Below are 17,352 nucleotides of genomic sequence, written 5' to 3'. Positions count from 1 at the left end.
CTATGGGGATTGGAAATCCATCATGAGTGTGCCGTCTCCCCGCCTTTTCCAGACGTACATTGTTACGTCACGCTGATTTCGGTCTCCCTTCGCGTCGAAGGTCAGGTTCCCCAACACGGTCGGAATTGGTTGGCCGGATTTTATAGAAGCCGCAACAGCCCTTGGCGCCTGACCACCTGCCATTTCGATACCCTTGGCCGCCACTTGGACTGCCGCATAGGACTTCAGCGTGTAGTCTGCCGGCTCGAATCCTTGAGAACGAAAGCGCGCGACAACGTCGGCTGCGGCAGGATTGCCCCGGTCCTCGAGCGAAAATGCTATTAGCACGCCTTCCAATGCGGGCCCCGCTTTCCCGGGCAGATCGTGAACTAGAGCTCCATCTCCGGAGATGAACTGAACCTTCAGCCCAGCTTCCTTGGTTTGGCGAACGAGCGGACCAAAATCGTCGGCAAGCCCCGCGAAGAAGAGAACTTCGATCTTCATCGATTTAAGTTTGCTGATGAGGTCTGCAAAATCGCCTTGGCCGGGTTTGATCTTTTTGGCCAGCTTTTCAGGATGCCCCTTTGCTCGCAGCGCTTTTCTTGCCTTGTTCGCTAAGCCATCACCATAGGGCGTACCATCGCTAACGATGGCAAGATTTTGTGCTGAGAAATGATCGGCCATATACTCGCCGGCAAACATCCCCTGAACATCGTCACGACCGACCGTGCGAACAACATTCCAAAGTTTGAATTCGGTAAGAGCGGGATTTGTCGACGCGGGGCTGACCATCAAAGTGTTGTTCTTGGCATAGATCATCGCGGCAGGGACAGAACTGCCTGAGTTGAAATGGCCGATAACAAAGCGAACCCCCTCTTTTGCCAATCTCTTGGCGAGGGCTATCGCGGTGGCTGGCGTATACTGATCATCGAGCACGGTGAGTACTATCTTGCATCCTCGTACCCCGCCCTTGGCATTAATGTCATCTACAGCAAGTTGAGCGCCCCGCCGCATCTCCTCACCGTCATACGCCCAATCGCCGGTCATAGGACCGACCACTGCCATTGGAATATCGGCGCATTTTGCAGTGGCGGGTTGAGGCAACGCCATAAAAGCGACGAACATCGCCAGCGGCAGCCTGATCCATAAAAATGTCTGGTACTTTCGTAGGCTAATCCACAACATCGACGACGGCTTCCTTCACGATTTTGTTCTTTGCTCTCTCCAACTTGCTTGCAGCCTTGCGCATCCTAGCTACAGCTTCCTTCGCCTTGTCGCCGTCAATTGTGTCGCGTTTGATCACTTCATTTTCGACAAGCTGAAGCGACTAATTTTTTCGGTAGCTTGTTCATGACTCGCCCTCCCTATCCCCAGATGGATTTGAAGACGACTTTACTTTAAAGACAAGCGGAAATTATCCCGGAAGGGCAGAAGTTGAAGCTTCACGCCACCGCTACGCACTCGATCTCGATATCAAACTCCATCGGCCACGAGGCCACCGGCACAAAACTCCGCGCCGGCGAGTTCGTCGAAAAATACTTCGCATAAACGCGGTTGATGGCGTTGTAGAAGCCGGAATTGACGGCGTAGATGCGCACCGTCACCACGTTGTCGAGCGAGGTGCCCGCCGCTTCAAGGCAATGTTTCAGCGCCTTCAGCGACGCCTCGGTCTGCGTTTCGATGTCGCCGCGCACCATCTCGCCTGTTACCATGTCGACAGGCGGCGTCGCCGAGATGAGCACGACGACGCCCGGCCTAGCCAAGAAATCCAATAAACCGTCCGGCGAAAAGCACGGACGTCCACAGCACCAGCGAAAGCACAGCCAGCACGGTCGCGGCCCCACCAGCCGGCTCGTCGCCGCCTTTTACGCGGCGCATGAAGGCAAGGAAGTTGGCGCCGGCGAGGAGGATGAGTGTCATCTTGGCAAGGAAGATCGGCATCGCCGCATATTCGCTCGCCCTGACCGAAAACAGCAGCGAACCCGTGACCAGCGCACCGCCAAACGCGACCAATGCGGTGCGGCGCAGCAGCGCGACGAACGCCGCCTGCGGCAGTGAGCGGAAGGCGCCCAGGATCCTGAGGTCCATGAGCCAGACGCAGGTCAGCAGCACGCCGATCGACATGATGTGCAGCGCATTGACGATTGGGTAAGCGACGAAAGAAGCCTTCAGCCCCCACGCGAAGGCGAGTTGCTCGATGCCGGCAAAAAACCCGTCCATTCAGGCCGGCGGCACGCGGTCGGGATAGACATCATAGGTCTTGCCGCCGACGATGACGCGGACTGCCTTCATGCGTTTTTCGTTTTCGTCGCGCGAGCGGTTGCCGATCGCGGTCACCTCGTCGCCGACCTTGGCGACCTCCTCGGTGAAGCCGGCGGCGATCGTGCGGGACGGCGGCGCCATCTCCACCCGCCAGGCTTCTCCCTCCGCATCGACGTCCAGCGTGGCATGCGGGTTGCCGATATAGATGGCCGTTATCTTGCCCCGGAGTTCGAAAAACCCGTCCTGCGTCCACGACCAGCCGTGATGGGCATAGGCCGCGGTGCCGGCGGCAAGGATCACCGCCGCCGCCAGCGTGACGCTCCGGTTGAAAGGTGACAGCATCGCTCGTCTCCTCGGTACCGGCACTAGAGGGTAGGTCAGCGCGCCGCAGCGTCAAATCACATGAGGCCTTTTGGGTCGCTGCGCTCCACAGCCATGTAACGGCATGGATCCTAGGGTCTGCGCTCCCGCTTCGCGTTCGCTCCGCCCTAGGATGACGAAGCGCGGGTAGGCTTCCAGCCAATCTCCAACGCCCGCGATTGGCCTTTATGCCACTGTGCCCTTCGTCATCCTAGGGCGGAGCAGGAGCGAAGCGACGTCGCGGAGACCCTAGGATCCATGCCGTTACCTTCGAGCGTCGCAGCCTGCTCGAATATCAACGCACTTACCCGAAGCCGCTCAGCCCCCGACCTCTCACCCCGCCCAATCCACCTCGACCATCCCCAGCCGCTGATAGAGCCGCACTGCGGCGGCGTTCTCCACCGTATTGGTCTTGAGATCGACATGCGCAGCACCCCTTGCCTGAAACACCGCAAACGCGTGCCGCATCAGTGCCTCGGCGATGCCGTTGCCGCGTGCCTCCGGGTGGACGGCAAGGTCCTTGACGAAAGCCCGTGTCCAGCAGAGCGCCGCGCCCGCCAGCCGGCCCTTGCGGTCGATGACCAGGAAACACAAAGCTGGGTCGAATTCCGCGTCGGCCGAAATGCGTGGCCACCATTCGTCGAACGGCCCGTCGGCGCCGTCGTCGAACACCGCGGTCAACAGCGCATGCAAAGCGAGTGCATCGGCGGCTTCGAAGGCGCGCATGAAAAAACCTTCGGGCCAGCGCGGCGCCAGAAGCGTGTCGTCGAGGATCTTGCGCAGGCGGATGTCGTTTGGCGCCGGCGGGCGCGGCTCAGGCATCGGGTTGCATGCGGCGGCGCAGGCTATCGCTGCCGAGGCCGGTTTCGCCCAGCATCCCCTTGCGCTTGGCGTCGTAATAATAGCCGCTCTGGTAGAGCCGGTCGGCGCGCTTGGGATTGCCGCCTGAGACCAGCCAGGCGCCGCGCAGATATTTCACTGCATATTTCAAATTGGTCTCGGCATCGAACAGGCCGCTTGCCGGCCCGTCATAGCCCATGCCGCGCGCCGTCGCGTGCTTGATCTGCATCAGCCCCCAATGGCCGTGATTGTAGGCTTTCGGGTTGAAGGTGCTCTCGCGGTTGACGACGCTGCGCACCAGATCGACCGGCACCTGGTAGAGCGCGGAATATTTCTCGATCAGCCGCTCGATCTCGCTGCGGCCGCCGGCGTTCGACTGACCCTCGGTGGGGTCGGTCGCGGCCAGAACGGCCGGGTTCTGCGGCACCGTGTAGGAAACCGGCTGAACGCCGGGCATGGCCGCGGTCTGTTGGGTGACCGGCATGGCGACGGCTGGCGTCGCGGTAACAGGCTGGGCATTGGCGGTCATGACGGCGGGGGTAGTTGCCGCCAGCGGCGTCGGCCCGGCAAAGGCGGCGGCCGGCTCGACCGGCAGCGCCGCCGTCTGGGCGACGCCGGACGGTTCCGGCAGCACCGAAACCGTGTCGGGCAGCGCCATCGTAAAGCCGGCGTCGGTATTGGCCTTATTTTCGGTAAAGGCCGGCGCCGGGGTCACCGGCGAAGTCGAGGTGCAGCCGCTGAGAGCGGCCACGGCCAACACCGCCACTAGGACGGGAAAGAGAAATTTTGCTGGCAAGCCGCGCTCGGGTCCGGTTCGTCGGGTGTTAAGAAGTCCTTACACCAGCATCTTTCCCCGGGCAATCCGCGGCATTCGACCGTTTTCGGGTGGCGAGCCGGGCCGGGAAATGCGATATTGTTCTGGATTTGTACTTCGAAGGATTCCGGAAAGGAGCACGCCATGGACGCCTCTCATGCCACCGCCGGCCACGCGGTCTTCGAAACCGTGCTCGGCTTCATGGGCATCGCCTGGAGCGAAGCCGGACTGACCCGGCTCTGCCTGCCGCAGCGCAATCGCGACGCGGTCGAGCGCCGGCTGCTGCGCCATGCCTCCGACGTCGAACAAGCCGTGAAGCCCGAGCCGCAATGGGTTGCCGAGCTGATCGCGTCGATCAAGGCCTATGCCGCCGGCGAGGATATCGATTTCTCCGGCGTGCCGGTCGATCTCAGCGGCGTCGACGAGTTCCGCCTGGCGATCTATGACGCGGCGCGAAAACTCGCCTTCGGCGAAACCACCACCTATGGCGAACTGGCCAAACGCGCCGGCCATGCCGGGCTGGCGCGTGAGACAGGCGCCGCACTCGGCGCCAACCCGGTGCCGCTGGTCATCCCCTGTCACCGCATCCTTGCCGCCGGCGGCAAGATCGGTGGATTTTCCGCGCCCGGCGGCTCGGCTACCAAGGAAAAGATGCTGGCCATGGAAGGCGTACGCGTCGGCCCGCCACCGCCGGCGCAGGTGTCGTTCGGGTTTTAGGTGTGCTGATATTCAGGCGAGGCCGGCACCCGGCGCACCATTTCGTCCCACTCTAATCCGGAAGCAGGCGCCGGCGGAAGCGCCGATCGATCTCCACCCGCTTGCATTTGTAGACGGTGCACGAATTCGTATCGGCGCTCGGCACCGAGGCCCGCGCCCTGACTTCGCCGATGTCGCAGAATTGCTGGCTCCGCACATAGCGGTCGTAGAGCGCCAGGCCCGGCACGCGCGCCGATCTGTAGCGCAGGATGACCGCACCCTCGCGCGCGATCGTCGCCTGCACCTTGCCGCAGCTCATGCGGGTCGGGTCGTAGCGCGAGACCGCCTGCGCCTCGGCGGCCACCAGCGTCAGGCAAGCGGCAAGCAGAACGATTTTCATGGCCCCTCTCCCCAAAACCCGGTCGCGCCCGAAGCCGGCGCGATCCTCCCGCGTCAGGCGCGCAGCGACGACGCTCTCACGCGATTGGGGCGGCCGTTGGGCAGGGTTGTCGCGGCGCCATTTTCCGCCCCGTCTTGTTTTTTGCGCGAAAGCATATTATATGCCGTCCATTGATATTTCGGCCGATCGATCCGGGCCTCGCGATCTTCGCGTTTGCTGACGTTCTATCTCCAAAATCTCGATACAAACCGGCTGGGTTTCGGTCCAGTCAAACTAAAGCAAACGTAAAGGACTATCGAAATGGCAACAGGTACGGTCAAGTGGTTTAATTCCACCAAGGGTTTCGGCTTCATTCAGCCTGACAGCGGCGGCGCGGACGTTTTCGTTCACATATCCGCAGTCGAGCGTGCTGGACTGTCGACCCTGGTTGAAGGCCAGAAGATCAACTTCGAGATCGAGCAGGACCGCCGCACTGGCAAGTCGTCCGCTGGATCTCTGAGCAAGGCAGCCTGATTTTGCGAATGGCGCGCGCCGGGCGATAGCCCGGGGCGCGCGGCAAGTCACGGATGTACTGGCGGTCGCGCGAGAAGCGCGCTGGAGCGAAAGACCCCGACAAGCCGAAGCAGCAGATTGCTGCCGGCCCGGCCAAAACGCTCCCGATCAGGCTACCAAGCATGGGAAGGCGGGATTTTGTCCCGCCTTTTTGCTGTCTGGATTTTAAACGCCGACAATTGGCGAAACCGGCGATACAGCTCCTTCTCCCCGTATAGTGACGGGGAGAAGGACGCTTTCGCCGAAGCTTTCGCCAATTGTCAACGTTGCTCAGCAAAGTCGGCGAGTTGCACTCAACCCACCCACTCCAGCGGCACATGCCCCGGGTCGGCCTCGACCCTTTTCAGCCAGGCGGCCACCGCCGGATAGGCGTCGAGCTGAAACCCGCCCGTCTCGGCCGTGTGCGTATAGGCATAGAGCGCGATGTCGGCGACGCTGAGCATATCACCGGCGAAGAAGCTGCTCCCGGCCAGGTGCTTGTCCATGACGCCGAGCGCCTTGTTGCCGCGCTCCAGCGTCAGCGCCAGCCGCTCGGGCGTTGCGTCCTTGGCTCTTTCAGGGAAGGTCAGCAGCGCCCTGCGCACGGCGATATAAGGCTCGTGGCTGTATTGCTCGAAGAACAGCCACTGATAGGCCAGCGCGCGTTCGTATCTGTCCGCCGGCAGAAACCGCGTGCCTTCGGCGAGATAGAGCAGGATGGCATTGGATTCGGCCAGCCGCCGGCCGTCGTCGAGTTCGAGCAGCGGCACCATGGCGTTCGGGTTTTTCGCGACATAGTCGGGCTTGCGCGTGTCGCCGGTGTGCGAGCTGACCTCGACATTGGTGAAAGCGATGCCGAGCTTGGCCATCAACAGGCGCGGCTTGTAGCAATTGCCGCTGTCGATCATTCCATAGAGTATCATCGGTACTGCCCCTTGCTCGCAACCACCCGTCTCAGGGCTTGATCCAGCCTCTATCGCGGCAGCGGCGGCTTCATCCAGTGATTTGTTTTGGCGTAACCATCAGCGCCGCTGATGCATTTCAGGATATATCGAGATTCAAGTCAGGCCGAGCCGAGAAGGGTGGGTTCCGAGAACCGGAGCGGAGCGTACTTTGGGTACGTGAGCACCGGAAGCGCAGGAAACCGCCGTTCGCAGGCCGGCATCACTTGAATCTCGACATATCCTAGCCGAATAGGGGGATGACGTTGTTGTCCCTGCCAAGCAGCCTGTCGATCGACAGAGGCTCCTCGTCGAACAGCGTACCGGCCAGCGCCGGCCGGGCAAGGTAAAAGCCCTGCAGCAGGTCGACGCCGCCATCCAGCGCGACGCGCAGATGCGTGGCGTTCTCGACGCCTTCGACCAGCACCTTGGCGCCACGGTCGTGCAGCGTCGAAACCAGCGGCCGGAAAAACCGCTCGGCGGCGGCATGGCGGCAGAATTCTGCGAACCAGGTGCCGTCGATCTTGACGATGTCGGGCTGCACCAGGGCTACCCTTTCTTCGGTCGAATGCCCGGTGCCGAAATCGTCGATGGCTATGCGGACGCCGTCGCGCCGCATCTCGCGCGCCAGGCTGACAAGCACCTTGTCGCCGGCCGCCTGCTCGGTGATCTCGCAGACCAGCATGCCGGGATGCAGGCCGAAATCCGCCAGATGCCTGGTCATCAGCCTGATTTCGGCCAGCGCCCGTGCGGGGTCATCGTTGATCAGCGGATTGTAATTGAAGAACAGGTCGAGCCCGTCGACGCCGATGTTGCGGAAGTTGCGCAAATGCAGCACCCGGCACATGGTTTCGACCAACAGCCGATCCGCTGCCGGCACACCTTCGAAGAAGATTTGCGGCGCCACCGGCCTGCCTGCGCGATGCGGCTCGATCAGTCCCTCGACCGCGACGGCGGCGAGAAACCTGCCGCGAGCCGCGAAGACCGGCTGGTAGGCGCTCCTCAGCCGGAATGCGCCATAGACGCCATATTCGATGCCGACCTCGTCGGCAAAGATCGCTTCGCCGACCTTGCGCCGCATGTCGGCCCGCCCGGTCACGATGCCACCCTGCGCCCGAAAGCCCGCATCGGTCGCCGCGAGGTCGAAACGGCCGTGGGCACTTTGTCCTTATCGGGCGACACCGCTGATGCCTGCCCGGCCTTGTCGAAGACGTGAAAGCTGGTCGGTGCAAGCTCCGGGCGTGCCAGCACGAAGCCTTGCACCATCGAGGCGCCCGACTTTTCGGCGAGCTCGAGCTGCCAGCCCGTCTCGATGCCCTCGAATACCGTCCGGATGCCTTGCTCTTCGAAGCTTGTCACCATAGCGGTCAGCAAGGCGAAGCCGGCACCGGACTCCATCAGCGTCATGATCCAGTCGGCGTCGAACTTGACGATGTCTGGCCTGAGTTCCTTGATGCGATTGATGTCGGACTCCTCGGCGCCGTAATCGTCGACGGCAATGCGCAAACCATTGCCCCTGAGCGCCTCGACGAAATTGTAGAGCGTTTCCTGCGACGCCGATTTCTGCTCGGTGACCTCGCAGACGACGCGGCGCGGATCGATGTCGGCCTCGTGCAGCACCAGCCGCATGTCGCGCAGCGCCTTGTCGGCGATGCTGCGGTCGGTGAACACCGATGGATCGAAATTGATGAAGATGGAGGCGTCTCGCGGCAGGCAGGCGCTGGCGTTCAGAAGGTGCAGCGTCCGTGTCAGCGCCTCGATATGCAGGCGGTCGACCGCCGGACAGCTGTTGAAGAAACTCATTGGCGGCTGCGGCTCGCCTTCGCGGAACGGCCGGATCAGCCCCTCGAACGCGACGACGGAAAGCTTGCCCTTGTTGAAGGCGAAGATCGGCTGGAACGCGCTTTGCAGCGTATAGACCCCCCAGACACCGCTGGCGGTGCCGTCATCATGGCGGATGATATGGGCAAGCCCGATGCTGCGCGTCACGGTTCCTCGCTATGCGAGACTGGCGGACCGGCCACGGTCCTGCCGTTCAAGCTTTTACCGATCGTTGGTGAATTTATTGTTGCCAGCATTGCGCGCTGGCTCATTCGACAATGCCTGCGCTGGGCTTGCGCTTGAGAAGACGATGCGACATGAGAGGCGCCGCGGCGCCTTCGCCCGCCGGTCTTTTCTGGAGATATCTGTCATGGCCTTTCTTGCCGACGTCCTTTCCCGCGTAAAGCCTTCCGCGACCATCGCGGTGACGCAGAAGGCGCGCGAGCTGAAAAACGCCGGCCGCGATGTGATCGGGCTGGGCGCCGGCGAGCCGGACTTCGACACCCCCGACAACATCAAGCACGCCGCGATCGAGGCGATCCGCCGCGGTGAGACGAAATATCCGCCGGTATCCGGCATTGTGCCGCTGCGCGATGCGATCGCAAAAAAATTCAAGCGCGAGAACAATCTCGACTACCGGCCGGAGCAGACCATCGTCGGCACCGGCGGCAAGCAGATCCTGTTCAACGCCTTCATGGCGACGCTGAACCCCGGCGACGAGGTGATCATCCCGCGCCCCTATTGGGTCAGTTATCCCGAAATGGTGGCGATCTGCGGCGGCACCTCGGCCTTTGCCGACACCTCCATCGACAACGGCTTCAAGCTGACGGCGGCCGTGCTGGAAAAGGCGATCACGCCGCGCACCAAATGGCTGTTGATGAACTCGCCGTCGAACCCCTCGGGCGCAGCCTACACCGAAGCGGAACTCAAGAGCCTGGCCGACGTGCTGTTGAAGCACCCGCATGTCTGGGTGCTGACCGACGACATGTACGAGCACCTGACTTATGGCGACTTCGTCTTCAAGACCATCGCCGAGGTCGAGCCTAAGCTCTATGAGCGCACGTTGACGATGAACGGCGTGTCGAAGGCCTATGCCATGACCGGCTGGCGCATCGGCTACGCGGCAGGCCCGGTGCCGCTGATCAAGGCGATGGACATGATCCAGGGCCAGCAGACCTCCGGCGCCTGCACCATCGCCCAATGGGCGGCGGTCGAAGCGCTGAACGGCCCGCAGGATTTCATCCCGAAGAACAAGGCGATCTTCCAGGGCCGGCGCGATCTCGTCGTCTCGATGCTCAACCAGGCGCGCGGCATCACCTGTCCGTCGCCGGAGGGTGCGTTCTACGTCTATCCCTCCTGTGCCCAGCTGATCGGCAGGAAGACCAAGAGCGGCAAGGTGATCGACAGCGACGAAACCTTCTGCTCGGAACTGCTCGAGGCCGAGGGCGTGGCGGTTGTTTTCGGCTCGGCCTTTGGCCTCGGCCCGAACTTCCGCATCTCCTACGCCACGTCGGAGGCTCTGCTCGAAGAGGCCTGCACGCGCATCCAGCGCTTTACCGCCGCGCTGGTCTGAGACGTTTCAGCCGCCATACTGCTCGTCGTTCACCTTCTCCAGCCAATCGACATGCACACCCTCGAGCGCCTCCTGCATGGCGATGTGGGTCATCGCCGATTTGGGCGCGGCGCCGTGCCAGTGCTTTTCGCCGGCCGCAAAGGAGATGACGTCGCCGGCCCTGATCTCCTGCAGCGGCCCGCCCCAGCTTTGCACGAGACCGGCACCGGATGTGACATAGAGCGTCTGGCCGAGCGGATGCGTGTGCCAGTGGGTGCGAGCGCCGGGCTCGAAGCTGACCAGCGTGGCTCTGAGCCGCGCCGGCGCCTCTTTCTCGATGATCGGCGTCTGCAAAACCCGGCCAGTGAAGTATTTTTCCGGCGCAACAATCGTCGGCACGCTGCCGCAGGCAATAATCTTCATCGTCGCAAGTCCTCGATTCAATCCAGTGTCTTAGACCCTACCACTTTCGTCCGATGCCGGCTGCATCTCCTGCCGGCTGCGGGCAAAACGCGGCCAGAACAGACCGGTCCGCGTGCGGTAAGCGTCGTAGGCATCGGCCAACCTTGTCCGCGAAAATTTTCGCTCTTCGTCCAAGGCTGCGATCACGTAGATCGTAACGATGCCGGCGACCGGAACCACCGCCCAGACCGACCAGGTCGCGATACCCCATCCGATCCAGAAGATGATGTAGGACGTGTAGAACGGATGCCGGACATGGAGATAAGGGCCTTCGGTCACCAGGCTGTCGGGATTGTCAGGATCGAATGCGAACCGCAGCCGCGCCTTGCGGGAGACCGAGATCGCCCACCAGAACAGCGCCGAGCTTGCCAGTTCGATGGCGAGCCCGCCGATCTTCGCCGCCACCGGCTGCCGCTCGATCCACAGCAGCGCAAGAAAGAACAGCGCCGTGCCGACCACGACGGCCGAAATGATCATCGCGCCTTGAGACATGGTCTGCGACTGGAAATGCGCGCGCATCGACCAGGCATATTGCCCGAGCGTCGCGATGCTGCTGATCGAGAGGAGAAGGTCGAGCGTGGATTCCATCATCAGGGTCCCGGGGTTAGCTGTGGTGGATTCGTTCATCATACCCGGCGCAAGCCGAGAAATCATTTCTTAACCACCGTTCTAAACAACATGGTGACCTCGGCATGCGATGTTGACCTGGAGACAATCCCAAGGTCCAAACCAGATATGGCCGTTTCCCACCGCACGATCCGCACGCCGCAAGCGGATTTGCGCCTCAGCCAGTCGTCGGGACCCGGCATCCCGCTTGTCCTGATCCACGGCTCGGGCAGTTCGCGCGCCGTATTCGCCCGTCAGTTCGACAGCCCGTTGGCCGCTGCCCATCGGTTGATTGCTTTCGACCTGCCCGGCCATGGCGAATCGTCGGACGCCCGCGATCCGGCGACGGACTACACCATCGCCGGCCTTGCCCAATCGGCGGCTCAGCTCCTCGATGTTTTGGGGATCGGCCGCGCCGTCGTCTTCGGCTGGTCGCTTGGCGGGCACGTGGCAATCGAACTCGCAAGTTTTCACCGCGCCGTCGGCGGGCTGATGCTGACCGGCGCGCCGCCGGTATCGAAGGGTCCTTTCGGCATGCTGCGCGGCTTCCACGCGCATTGGGACATGCTGCTGGCGTCCAAAAAGACGTATTCCGAACGCGATGCCGAGCGCTTCGAGACGCTGTGCTTCGGCGACACCGCCGATCCGTCCTTTCGCCAAGCCATCCTGCGCACCGACGGCCGGCTGCGCGCCGCGGTGACGCGCGGCATGCTCACCGGCAAGGGCGCCGACCAGAGACAGGTGGTCGAGCAAGCCGCGTTTCCGGTCGCTATCGTCAATGGCGAGAACGATCCGTTCGTCCGGCTCGGCTATTTTGAGACACTCGCATACGGCTCGCTGTGGGAGCATTGCCACATCATCTCTAGCGCCGGGCATGCGCCTTTCTGGGAGCGTGCGGACCTGTTCAATCCGTTGCTCGCGCGCTTTGCCGAGACGGTGGCGGTGCAGCGCGTCGACGCACCCTCGCTGGCGTCGCGCCTAACCGGCACCGGCTGAACCGGCCCCAACTTCAAATCCCTTCAACCTCAAATCCCTTGCCCTCCCGGCCTGCCCGTGGGACGATGCCCTTTGGGTAGGTGGCAAATTGAAAAAAGCCTCGCCCGCGACGGCCGACAGGCCGGCCGCCGCTCACAGGGAAACGCCTGAGTGGAGGTCAGCCATGGGTACTCGCGCCGGAGGACGACGCACGGGACCGAAATGCATTGCCATAGTCGGTCCCTTCGCAAGCGGTAAGACGACACTTCTCGAAGCCATACTCGCCCGTACAGGCGCCATTCCCCGCCAGAATCCCGTTTCGTCCGGAAATACCGTTTCCGATCATTCGCCCGAGGCGCGCGCTCACGGCATGAGCGTCGAGGCGACCTTCGCCACCACCGATTTCATGGGCGAGCCGTTCACCTTCGTCGATTGTCCCGGCTCCATCGAATTCTCCTTCGAAGCCGAGCCGGTGCTGGCCGCCTGCGACGTCGCCGTGGTCGTTGCCGAGGCCGACGAGAAGAAGATCCCTGCCCTGCAGCTGATCATGCGCAAGCTCGACGATCTCGGCGTGCCGCGCATGCTGTTCCTGAACAAGGTCGACAAGGCGATAGCAGGTGTGCGCGACACGCTGAAGATGCTGCAGCCGGCAAGCTCGGTGCCATTGCTGCTGCGCCAGATCCCGCTGCGCAAGGACGGCGTCGTCATCGGCTCGATCGACCTCGCTCTGGAGCGTGCCTACATCTACCGCGAATATGCCGAGAGCGAGGTCGCCCAGATCCCGAGCGACGACAAGGCGCGCGAGCTCGAGGCGCGCTTTTCCATGCTGGAGACGCTCGCCGACCATGACGACCGGCTGATGGAGCAATTGCTGGACGAGATCGAACCGCCGAAGGATGCGATCTTCGACGATCTTGCCGCCGACCTGCGCGACGGCATGGTGACGCCGGTGCTGATCGGCACCGCCGAGAAGGGCAATGGCGTGCTGCGCCTGTTGAAGGCGATCCGTCACGACGCACCCGACATCGAGGCGACGCGCCAGCGCCTCGGCGCTCTCGATGGCAATGCCACCGTGGTCCAGGTGATGAAGACCATCCACACCGCGCATGGCGGCAAGCTGTCTGTGTCGCGCATCCTGTCCGGCCAGGTCGCCGACGCCGCCGAGCTGTTCCTTTCCAATGGCGAAACGGCAAAGGTCTCCGGCATCTACAAGATGCTCGGCAAGGACCAGGTCAAGCTGACTTCGGCCAAGGCCGGCGACACGGTCGCGCTCGGCAAGCTGGACGCCGTCAGGACCGGCCAGACGCTGAGCTCGACCAAGGGCGGCATCCAGCCGCTGGTCACGCTGGCGCCGCCGCAACCGGTCTTCGCCTTCGCGCTGCGGCCGAAAGAGCGCAAGGACGAGGTCAAGATGTCGGCGGCCATCCAGCGCCTGGCCGAGGAAGATCCCTCGCTCAACCTGCATCACAACCAGGATTCGGCCGAAACCGTGCTGTCCGGCCATGGCGAGATGCATCTGCGCGTCGTGCGCGAGCGGCTGGAAGGCAAGAACCAGATCCCGGTCGAAGGCCATGTGCCGGCCGTGCCCTACCGCGAGACGATCCGCAAAGCGACGCAGCAGCGCGGCCGCCACAAGAAACAATCAGGCGGCCACGGCCAGTTCGGCGACGTCGTGATTGAGATCAAACCGCTGCCGCGCGGGTCAGGCTTCCAGTTCACCGATACGATCACCGGCGGCGTCGTGCCGAAGACCTACATCCAGTCGGTCGAGACCGGCGTGCGCGATTACCTGAAATCCGGCCCGCTCGGCTTCCCGGTCGTCGATGTTGCCGTCAACCTTTCCGACGGCTCCTACCATGCGGTCGATTCCTCCGACATGGCCTTCCAGATGGCAGCGAAGCTGGCGATGAAGGAAGGCATGGCCGCGTGCTCGCCGGTGCTGCTCGAGCCGGTGATGAAGGTCGAGATCGTCACGCCGTCGGATGCGACGTCGAAGATCATCGCTCTGATCCCGCAGCGGCGCGGCCAGATCCTCGGCTACGACGCGCGGCCCGACTGGCCCGGATGGGACGTCGTCGAGGCGACCATGCCGCAAGCCGAGATCGGCGACCTCATCATCGAGCTGCGCTCGGCCACGGCGGGTGTCGCCAGCTACCGGGCCGTCTTCGACCACATGGCCGAACTCACCGGCCGGTTGGCCGACGAAGCGCTGAACGCCAACGGCAAGGCCGCCTGATCTGCCTTTGCGGCCCAACAGGAAACGGCGCCCGGATGATCCGGGCGCCGTTTCTTGCGGACCGTCTTCGTGGGAGGCGAAACGGCAGGTCCGCCGCATGCTTGCCGCCGGTGCCTGGCGGCGGAGGAAGGTTCGGACGCGGTAGCTGCCTGAGCCCGGGTCGTCCGAGTGATGCCCCCATCCCCCGGACGAGCCACACCGCGTCCTGTGCTCTGCTTAATCGATTTGGCGCGCCCGCGGCATGTTACCCGAGGTTACATGTCACTGTTACGCGACCGCTCCGGCCGATTTTCTGGCGATGTGTTGGTTTCGGGCAACAAAAAAGCCGGATCAATGAAGACCCGGCTGAGTTTGATTGGAAGTGCCTGTTAAGGCTAACCTCCAGAGGGGAACACTCGAGAGCGCTAATGGGAGGAGAACGCGCTCAGGAGATGATCTATATATGTGCTCTTCATGCCCAAGAAACAAGCATCTATTTTGCAACACTCACATGCAAAAAGGCGCCGGCTGTGGTCTAATCCGTCCCGAAGCGCAATAGGACCAGTTGAATCGCTGAAATACAGCCTACGGCAAGGCAAAAATCGATCCGCGGCAGCGAATCAGCAGCGATTCCTGCTCGGAAAGTCGAAAAACGCAGGATGACGTGGAATCGTGCAGCACGCGTTTGTTTTTTCGGCAGCCAGACCTTGCTGGTGCATGCCGCCCAAAAGCCCGCCATCGAGCTTGACCTGAGGGTGCAGCGGTTTGGGTTACATGCCGGACAAGACCTGAAGCGCGTTGCAGGAGACCGTTCAAGGCCGCGCCCGTAAGGAGAGCTATATGCGAGCCACTTCGGCGATCGCCGGCAGCGTCATCTTCCTTGCTGTAGCGCCCGGCGTGGTCGCCGGGCTGTTGCCTTGGCTGCTGACCGATCGCTATCGCCTGCCCTGGTCGAGACTGCCCGGTTTCGTTCCTGTGGGCTGGCTGCTGGTTGTCGCCGGCACAGCCATACTGCTGCACGCCTTTGCCCGGTTTGCCCTAGAGGGCCTGGGTACCCCCGCCCCGGTCGCGCCGACCGAAAGGCTGGTCGTCGGCGGCATCTACCGCCATGTGCGCAATCCGATGTACGTCGCCGTGCTGTCGATCGTCCTCGGCCAGGCACTGCTGTTTTCGAGCTGGACGGTCGCCGCCTATCTAGTCATCGCCGCGGCCGCCATGATCTCCTTCGTGAGACTATATGAGGAACCGACGCTTGCCCGCCGCTACGGCGACGAATACGAGGCCTACCGCCGTGCCGTACCAGGCTGGCTGCCCCGCCTGACACCTTGGCGCGGCTGAAGCAGGCTCCAACGCTACGTCACCACGGCAGCGGGCCGTCCTCGTTCGAGAACGTGCCCGTCGGACCGCTCGCGTCGAGAAGCGCGAGGCGCACGGGCTCCCGCGCGGCCTGTTCGACGGTGCGCGGACCTTCGAAGTTGTTCAGCTCCGTCGCGGTGTAGCCCGGGCACGCAGCGTTGACCTTGATGCCGGTCTCCTCGAGCTCGATGGCGAAGGCGAGCGTCATCGCGTTGACGGCCGTCTTCGACGGGTTGTAAACGGCGCCAAACGAAGCGCGGTACGGAAAGGCCGGATCCGCGTTCAATGTCAGCGAGCCGGCGCCGCTCGATACGTTGACGATACGCGCCGCCGGCGCCTCACGAAGGAGCCGCAGCATCGCTTGCGTGACGGCGACGATGCCAAACACGTTCGTCTCGAACACCGCGCGTACGTCGTCGAGAGAGGCAACACTCGGGCGGCCCGAGTTGATGATCTCCTCGAACAACGTGCCGGGCTTTCCCGCGTGGGAGATGCCGGCATTGTTCACCAGCACATCGAGGCGGCCGATTTCGATGCGGATGCGCTCTGCCGCGGCGGCGATCGAGGCCTGGTCGGTGACGTCGAGCTGCAGGGCGTGGGCATCCTCTCCGATGCTCTTTGCGGCTGCCTCGGCATGCTCGAGCCTGCGCGATCCTACGAGCACGGTAAGGCCGTTCGCCGCGAGGTCCTTGGCGATCTGAAGACCGATGCCCTTGTTGGCCCCGGTGACCAGGGCGACGGGTTTGTCCTGCATGGTAATCTCCTTTTGTGCACCGATGTGTGGCCAACACCGCCTTGCCGTGCTAGATACAAGTCAAACGGAACCACGTTCCACATATATCCGGAACAAGGTTCCGTTTGCAAGAGGTAATTTGATGGGCGAAAAAACGCCGAACGGCAAAACGGATCAAGGCGATAGTCTGGAACCCCGCGACCGCGCGGATCGGCACGTGCGCGCCGACGCACGGCGCAACATCGACGCGTTGCTCCGGGCGGCCATGGCGGTGTTCGCGACCTCCGGCGTGGAGGCTCCGGTGCGAGAGATCGCGGAAAAGGCTGGCGTCGGCGTCGGCACCGTCTACCGCCACTTTCCACAGCGCTCGGACTTGATCGTGGCCGTCTTCCGCAACGAGGTTGACGCCTGTGCGGACGCCGCGCCGATCCTGGCCGGAAAGCATGAGCCCGGTGAAGCGCTGGCCCTGTGGATGCAGCGCTATGTGGATTTCATCACGGCAAAACGCGGCCTCGCGGCAGCCTTGTACTCAGGCAATCCGGCCTTCGACACTTTGCCTGCCTATTTCAACCAACGGCTCCGGCCCGCGCTCCAAACATTGCTGGAGGCAGCGGCCGCGGCCGGCGAGGTGCGCGCCGATATCGAGCCGGGCGATCTGTTGGGGGCGGCCGCCAGCCTTGCCATGCCGGCACATGGCGGCGGCCCTGCCCAGGCGCGGCGCATGGTTGCCCTGCTGGTCGACGGTTTGCGCTACGGCGCCAGCACGCTGGCGGATACGCGTTCCTAAAGCGCGTTGCGTTCGACCGACC

22 protein-coding genes are annotated in these 17,352 nt (G+C 63.0%); 7 read left to right on the top strand and 15 right to left on the bottom strand.

Going from position 1 to position 17,352, the window contains the following annotated elements; translation table 11 throughout:
- The 7 genes from NKI52_RS08520 to NKI52_RS08490 form a co-directional block, all read right to left on the bottom strand.
- On the bottom strand, window positions 1-1,164 hold the full coding sequence (locus NKI52_RS08520) for a branched-chain amino acid ABC transporter substrate-binding protein (RefSeq protein WP_352697641.1): 1,164 nt from the start codon (window positions 1,162-1,164) through the stop codon (window positions 1-3).
- The gene (locus tag NKI52_RS08515; protein ID WP_352697640.1) at window positions 1,151-1,282 is read right to left on the bottom strand and encodes a hypothetical protein; all 132 of its coding nucleotides are present in this window, start codon (window positions 1,280-1,282) and stop codon (window positions 1,151-1,153) included. The genes NKI52_RS08520 and NKI52_RS08515 overlap by 14 nt, the downstream gene beginning before the upstream one ends.
- 139 nt (window positions 1,283-1,421) lie before the next feature.
- On the bottom strand, window positions 1,422-1,751 hold the full coding sequence (locus NKI52_RS08510; RefSeq protein ID WP_352697638.1) for a Rid family hydrolase: 330 nt from the start codon (window positions 1,749-1,751) through the stop codon (window positions 1,422-1,424).
- Window positions 1,735-2,199: a DUF6644 family protein gene (locus NKI52_RS08505; RefSeq protein WP_352697636.1), complete on the bottom strand. Its 465-nt coding sequence runs from the start codon at window positions 2,197-2,199 to the stop codon at window positions 1,735-1,737. Before NKI52_RS08505 ends, NKI52_RS08510 begins: the two co-directional genes overlap by 17 nt.
- Window positions 2,200-2,583 carry a DUF6152 family protein gene (locus tag NKI52_RS08500; RefSeq protein ID WP_352697634.1) on the bottom strand — a complete coding sequence of 128 codons (384 nt, stop codon included), beginning with the start codon at window positions 2,581-2,583 and terminating at the stop codon, window positions 2,200-2,202.
- Between the two features lie 351 nt (window positions 2,584-2,934).
- Window positions 2,935-3,423 carry a GNAT family N-acetyltransferase gene (locus tag NKI52_RS08495; protein ID WP_352697633.1) on the bottom strand — a complete coding sequence of 163 codons (489 nt, stop codon included), beginning with the start codon at window positions 3,421-3,423 and terminating at the stop codon, window positions 2,935-2,937.
- Entirely contained in the window at window positions 3,416-4,192 is a 777-nt protein-coding gene (locus tag NKI52_RS08490; protein ID WP_352697631.1) for a transglycosylase SLT domain-containing protein, read from the bottom strand. Before NKI52_RS08490 ends, NKI52_RS08495 begins: the two co-directional genes overlap by 8 nt.
- Window positions 4,193-4,399: 207 nt before the next feature.
- On the opposite strand from NKI52_RS08490, the gene NKI52_RS08485 reads away from it, so the two are divergent.
- On the top strand, window positions 4,400-4,972 hold the full coding sequence (locus NKI52_RS08485) for a methylated-DNA--[protein]-cysteine S-methyltransferase (RefSeq protein WP_352586862.1): 573 nt from the start codon (window positions 4,400-4,402) through the stop codon (window positions 4,970-4,972).
- A 52-nt stretch (window positions 4,973-5,024) separates the two neighbouring features.
- Here the strand turns inward: NKI52_RS08485 and NKI52_RS08480 are convergent, their stop codons facing one another.
- A complete protein-coding gene (locus NKI52_RS08480; protein WP_023719370.1) occupies window positions 5,025-5,351 on the bottom strand; it encodes a hypothetical protein in 327 nt (108 codons plus the stop codon).
- A gap of 300 nt (window positions 5,352-5,651) precedes the next feature.
- Between NKI52_RS08480 and NKI52_RS08475 the strand changes: the two genes are divergently transcribed.
- Window positions 5,652-5,864: a cold-shock protein gene (locus tag NKI52_RS08475; protein WP_023678332.1), complete on the top strand. Its 213-nt coding sequence runs from the start codon at window positions 5,652-5,654 to the stop codon at window positions 5,862-5,864.
- 332 nt (window positions 5,865-6,196) lie between these two features.
- On the opposite strand, the gene NKI52_RS08470 is transcribed toward NKI52_RS08475, so the two are convergent.
- The 3 genes from NKI52_RS08470 to NKI52_RS08460 form a co-directional block, all read right to left on the bottom strand.
- The gene (locus NKI52_RS08470; protein ID WP_352586860.1) at window positions 6,197-6,805 is read right to left on the bottom strand and encodes a glutathione S-transferase family protein; all 609 of its coding nucleotides are present in this window, start codon (window positions 6,803-6,805) and stop codon (window positions 6,197-6,199) included.
- Window positions 6,806-7,067: 262 nt separating this feature from the next.
- Entirely contained in the window at window positions 7,068-7,922 is an 855-nt protein-coding gene (locus NKI52_RS08465) for an EAL domain-containing protein (RefSeq protein WP_352586858.1), read from the bottom strand.
- Complete coding sequence (locus NKI52_RS08460) at window positions 7,919-8,812, bottom strand: EAL domain-containing protein (protein WP_352697629.1); 894 nt, start codon at window positions 8,810-8,812, stop codon at window positions 7,919-7,921. The genes NKI52_RS08465 and NKI52_RS08460 overlap by 4 nt, the downstream gene beginning before the upstream one ends.
- A gap of 202 nt (window positions 8,813-9,014) precedes the next feature.
- Between NKI52_RS08460 and NKI52_RS08455 the strand changes: the two genes are divergently transcribed.
- Window positions 9,015-10,217: a pyridoxal phosphate-dependent aminotransferase gene (locus tag NKI52_RS08455; protein ID WP_023678337.1), complete on the top strand. Its 1,203-nt coding sequence runs from the start codon at window positions 9,015-9,017 to the stop codon at window positions 10,215-10,217.
- 6 nt (window positions 10,218-10,223) lie between these two features.
- On the opposite strand, the gene NKI52_RS08450 is transcribed toward NKI52_RS08455, so the two are convergent.
- Together NKI52_RS08450 and NKI52_RS08445 are read right to left on the bottom strand one after the other, a co-directional pair.
- Window positions 10,224-10,619 carry a (R)-mandelonitrile lyase gene (locus tag NKI52_RS08450; RefSeq protein WP_023678338.1) on the bottom strand — a complete coding sequence of 132 codons (396 nt, stop codon included), beginning with the start codon at window positions 10,617-10,619 and terminating at the stop codon, window positions 10,224-10,226.
- A gap of 30 nt (window positions 10,620-10,649) precedes the next feature.
- Window positions 10,650-11,246 carry a methyltransferase family protein gene (locus NKI52_RS08445; protein ID WP_023678339.1) on the bottom strand — a complete coding sequence of 199 codons (597 nt, stop codon included), beginning with the start codon at window positions 11,244-11,246 and terminating at the stop codon, window positions 10,650-10,652.
- A gap of 147 nt (window positions 11,247-11,393) precedes the next feature.
- Between NKI52_RS08445 and NKI52_RS08440 the strand changes: the two genes are divergently transcribed.
- Window positions 11,394-12,260 (top strand): alpha/beta fold hydrolase, encoded by an 867-nt coding sequence (locus NKI52_RS08440; protein WP_023678340.1) that lies wholly within the window; start codon window positions 11,394-11,396, stop codon window positions 12,258-12,260.
- Between the two features lie 163 nt (window positions 12,261-12,423).
- Window positions 12,424-14,475, top strand: a complete 2,052-nt coding sequence (locus NKI52_RS08435; protein WP_023678341.1) for an elongation factor G — start codon at window positions 12,424-12,426, stop codon at window positions 14,473-14,475.
- A 514-nt stretch (window positions 14,476-14,989) separates the two neighbouring features.
- Here NKI52_RS08435 and NKI52_RS08430 read toward each other — a convergent pair.
- Complete coding sequence (locus NKI52_RS08430; protein ID WP_352697627.1) at window positions 14,990-15,193, bottom strand: hypothetical protein; 204 nt, start codon at window positions 15,191-15,193, stop codon at window positions 14,990-14,992.
- Window positions 15,194-15,294: 101 nt separating this feature from the next.
- Between NKI52_RS08430 and NKI52_RS08425 the strand changes: the two genes are divergently transcribed.
- Complete coding sequence (locus NKI52_RS08425; protein ID WP_023678342.1) at window positions 15,295-15,792, top strand: methyltransferase family protein; 498 nt, start codon at window positions 15,295-15,297, stop codon at window positions 15,790-15,792.
- A 19-nt stretch (window positions 15,793-15,811) separates the two neighbouring features.
- Here the strand turns inward: NKI52_RS08425 and NKI52_RS08420 are convergent, their stop codons facing one another.
- Window positions 15,812-16,564: an SDR family oxidoreductase gene (locus NKI52_RS08420; RefSeq protein WP_352697625.1), complete on the bottom strand. Its 753-nt coding sequence runs from the start codon at window positions 16,562-16,564 to the stop codon at window positions 15,812-15,814.
- A gap of 121 nt (window positions 16,565-16,685) precedes the next feature.
- Between NKI52_RS08420 and NKI52_RS08415 the strand changes: the two genes are divergently transcribed.
- Window positions 16,686-17,330, top strand: coding sequence for a TetR/AcrR family transcriptional regulator (locus tag NKI52_RS08415; RefSeq protein ID WP_023678344.1), 645 nt, complete (start codon window positions 16,686-16,688; stop codon window positions 17,328-17,330).
- Window positions 17,331-17,352 lie beyond the last annotated feature (22 nt).

Origin of the sequence: Mesorhizobium sp. M0590, assembly GCF_040320905.1 — a bacterium.
Lineage (GTDB): Bacteria > Pseudomonadota > Alphaproteobacteria > Rhizobiales > Rhizobiaceae > Mesorhizobium.
The sequence above is the reverse complement of the archived record's forward strand: the minus strand, read 5'-3'. Positions and strand labels throughout refer to the sequence as shown.